The organism is Streptomyces katrae (genome assembly GCF_000966975.1).
Lineage (GTDB): Bacteria > Actinomycetota > Actinomycetes > Streptomycetales > Streptomycetaceae > Streptomyces > Streptomyces katrae.
Window position 1 is genome coordinate 1 of sequence record NZ_JZWV01000183.1, and the last position, 3,854, is coordinate 3,854.

The window sequence follows — 3,854 nt, forward strand, 5'->3', positions numbered from 1 at the left end:
GTCGGCATCAGCGACGAACTCCGCGCGCAGATCGGCGACCTGCCCTCCGGCCACGGCATCCTCGGCGAACTCATCCGCCACCCCCAGGCCCTGCGCCTGCCGGAACTGTCGGAGCACCCCGCCTCGTACGGCTTCCCGGCCCACCATCCGCCGATGCACTCCTTCCTCGGCGTGCCCATCCGGGTCCGCGAAGAGGTGTTCGGCAACCTCTACCTCACCGAGAAGCGAGGCCGCGCCGACTTCGACCCCGAGGACGAGGCCGTGCTGTCCACCCTCGCCGTGGCCGCCGGAATCGCCATCGAGAACGCCCGCCTCTTCGAGGAGGTGCGCCTGCGCGAGCGCTGGCTCGAGGCCGGCGCGGACATCACCAGCGCCCTGCTCTCCGGCACCCCTCAGGACGAGGTCCTCCGGGGCATGCTGGAGCGCGCCAAGGACATCACCGGCGCCGACATGGGCGTCTTCTACCTCCTGGGCACCGGCGGCGAACTGCGCGGCTCCCTGGCCCTCGGGGAAGGCGCCGAAGCACACCGGGGGATCGTCCTGCCCAGCACCCGCGGCACCCTGGCCGAGGCCGCGCTCGCCCGCGACGGCCTGATCACGGTGACGGACGTCGCGACGGACGCACGCGTCACCGTGCAGCCCGAACGCTGGCAGGGCTTCGGCCCCGCCGTCGCCGTCACGGTCGGTACGAAGGAGAAGCTCAGCGGCGTGCTGATGCTCGCCCGCCGGAAGGCGCGTCCCGGGTTCGCGCCCTCGGAGGTCGCGGCGCTCCCGGGCTTCGCCGGCCAGGCGGCCCTGGCCCTGGAGCTGGCGGACCGGCGCCGCGACGCCGAGCAGATGAGCATGCTGGAGGACCACGACCGCATCGCCCGCGACCTCCACGACCTGGCCATCCAGCGCCTCTTCGCCACCGGCATGACCCTGCAGAGCGCCCAGCGCTTCGTCGACCACCCCGAGGCCGCCGAACGGCTCGCCCGCGCGGTCGACGACCTGGACGCCACCATCAAGATCATCCGCTCCACCATCTTCGGACTGCGCGAGCGCGAGACCCCGGCCCTGGGCTCCGAACTCCGCGCCCGCGCCGTCCAGACCCTGGACGAGGCGGCGGCCGGCCTGGGCTTCGCCCCGGCCCTGCGGATGGAAGGCCTCATCGACACCGACGTCCCCCCGGCCGTGGCCGACGAGGCCCTGGCGGTACTCGGCGAGGCACTGACCAACGTCGCCCGCCACGCGAGGGCCGGCCACGCGGAGGTCATGATCACCGCAGTGGACGGCGTCCTCACCGTCGCGGTGACGGACGACGGCACCGGCATGCCCGAGAGCGGCCGCCGCAGCGGCCTGCGCAACCTGAGCGAGCGCGCGCGGAGACTGGGCGGCCGGATGACCGTGGCCTCCCCGGGCCCCGGCGGGCACGGCACCCGCCTGGAATGGCGGGTGCCGCTGACACCCTCGCCGATGTGAACGGCGGCGGCCCGGCACCAGGGCCGGACGGGACCGCAGGGGGACCGTCCGGCCCTGGCGGGGCGGGTGCACCCGTGCTGTCATGGAGGTGACGGAAAGAGTCCCTGAAGGATGCGGGGAAGCGGCTCACGGCCGTGCACCGCACAATCGGGTTCCGCGAGAAGCGGGCGGGCTCTTTCCGTCCTCGCGTGGCCGGGCAGAGGCGTTCAGCTCTCGCCCGGGTAGAGGTGCTCAGCGCTCGCCCGGGCCGCTGTGGTCCTGCTCGTGGACCTGTGCGGCGATGACCGCCGCCTGGACCCGGCGTTCCACGCCGAGCTTGCCCAGGAGCCGGGAGATGTGGTTCTTGACCGTCTTCTCGGACAGGTACAGCCGCTTGGCGATCTGCCGGTTGGTGAGGCCGTCGCCGATGAGTTCCAGGACGGCCCGCTCCCGCTCCGTGAGCGCCGCCAGACGGGCGTCCTCCGGCTCCTTCGGCGCCTCCGGGTCGCGCAGCGAACGCATCAGGCGGGCGGTCGTGGCCGGGTCCAGCATGGACTGCCCGGTGGCGACCGTACGGACGGCGGAGACCAGGTCGGAGCCCTTGATCTGTTTCAGCACGTATCCCGACGCGCCCGCCATGATCGCGTCCAGCAGCGCGTCCTCGTCGTCGAACGAGGTCAGCATCAGGCAGGCCAGCCCCGGCATGTGGGACCGCAGCTCCCGGCAGACCGTGATGCCGTCGCCGTCGGGCAGCCGCACATCGAGCACGGCGACGTCCGGACGCAGCGCCGGCCCGCGGGCCAGCGCCTGCTCGGCCGTGCCCGCCTCACCCACCACGGTGATGTCCGGTTCGGCGTCCAGGAGGTCCCGCAGTCCGCGCCGGACCACCTCGTGGTCGTCGAGGAGGAACACCTTGATCGGCGCCTCGCGTGCGGCATTCGGATCGTCGGACATGGCCGCGCCCCTGGTTCGGTCCGGGTTGTGCGTCTCGTCCGGATTATCCCAGGTCCGGGTGGCGGACGCCGAGACGAGCGCGCCGCGCCCGTGGGCGACGGCCGGCCCCTATCGGCGCTGTCCCGGGTGGGCGGTGGCGGAGAAGCCGTCGTGCCAGGCGGCGCGTGCGCCGGAGTCGCCGATCCGGTAGACCTGCACGAGCGTGCCCGCACCGATCAGCAGGGCCAGCACGACCGCCACCGCGCGCAGCGGCGTGGACCGGGCCCACCCGGCCGCCGCCGGGGCCGGCGGGGTGGCCGAGGCGCGCCGCTGCACCCACCAGACGGCCGTGGCCAGGACGAAGAGCCCCAGGACCCACGGCAGCAGCCCGTCGCCCAGCTCGGTGTGGCGGCGGATCAGCGGATCGCGCTCGACGTGGTGCTCCAGCCACTCGCCCGTATGCGTCGTCAGCGGCACGCTGACCAGGACCGCCAGCGCGAGGACGGGCAGCGCGAGACCGGCCCGGCGGGCGGCGCGCGGGAAGCAGGCGCACACGATCAGGGCGAGGGCGGCCAGGGGGGCCAGGACCACGACGACGTGCACCAGGAGGATGTGGGCGGGGAGACCGTTGACCAGGCCGAGTCCCATGGTGCTCCTTCGGAGGATGCGGTGAGCGGGCGGGGGATCGGGCGGCAGCCTCACAGCCGAACCTCTGCGTACCTTCTGAAAACGGCCCCTCACGCCCCCCTCAGCGGTGACTCAGAGGAAACTCAAAGGCGGACCGTGCCCGCGGGGGCCTGCCGCCGGGAGATGCTGGAGGGGCCATGGAAGAGCCCCGTACGACATCACCCCTGCGCCGCCCGGACGGCGAACCGGTCCGGATCCTCGTCGTCGACGACGAGCCCGACGTGACCGACGTCCTCGCCTCCGCGCTGACCGCCGAGGGGTGCGAGGTCCGCACGGCGGCGGACGGCGCCGCCGCCGTCACGGCCGGCCTCGAGTTCCGGCCCGACGCCGTGGTCCTGGACCGGATGCTGCCCGACCTCGACGGCGTGGAGGTGCTCCGCGCCCTGCGGCGGGACGCACCCCGGGTCGGCGTGCTCTTCCTGACCGCGCGGGACGCCGTCGAGGACCGGATCGCCGGGATCACCGCCGGCGGGGACGACTACGTCACCAAGCCGTACAGCCTGGAGGAGGTCCTGGCCCGGCTGCGCGGCCTGCTGCGCCGGGCCGGGATGCTCGCCGACTCCGACGGGGCGCACCGGCTGACCGTCGGCGACCTCGGCATGGACGAGGAAGCACGGGAGGTCACCCGGGGCGGCGTCGTGATCGGTCTGTCGCGGACCGAGTTCGAGCTGCTGCGCTTCCTGATGCGCAACCCGCGCCGGGTGCTGTCCAAGGCCCAGATCCTGGACCGGGTGTGGGCCTACGACTTCGGCGGGCAGGCCCACGTCGGCGAGCTCTACATCAGCTACCNGCGC

General features: G+C 73.7%; 4 protein-coding genes. 2 read left to right on the forward strand and 2 right to left on the reverse strand.

The genetic code is table 11. The features are described 5' to 3' along the window. Positions 1-1,461: sensor histidine kinase (locus VR44_RS08780; protein WP_045946837.1), on the forward strand; the 1,461-nt coding region annotated here is incomplete at its 5' end. Between the two features lie 231 nt (positions 1,462-1,692). Here VR44_RS08780 and VR44_RS08785 read toward each other — a convergent pair. Further along, positions 1,693-2,394 (reverse strand): response regulator, encoded by a 702-nt coding sequence (locus VR44_RS08785; protein ID WP_045946838.1) that lies wholly within the window; start codon positions 2,392-2,394, stop codon positions 1,693-1,695. Positions 2,395-2,502: 108 nt separating this feature from the next. Then, the gene (locus VR44_RS08790; protein WP_045946839.1) at positions 2,503-3,021 is read right to left on the reverse strand and encodes a DUF2231 domain-containing protein; all 519 of its coding nucleotides are present in this window, start codon (positions 3,019-3,021) and stop codon (positions 2,503-2,505) included. 176 nt (positions 3,022-3,197) lie between these two features. On the opposite strand from VR44_RS08790, the gene VR44_RS08795 reads away from it, so the two are divergent. Beyond that, positions 3,198-3,854 (forward strand): response regulator transcription factor (locus VR44_RS08795; RefSeq protein WP_045946840.1); only part of this gene is annotated, 657 nt, incomplete at its 3' end.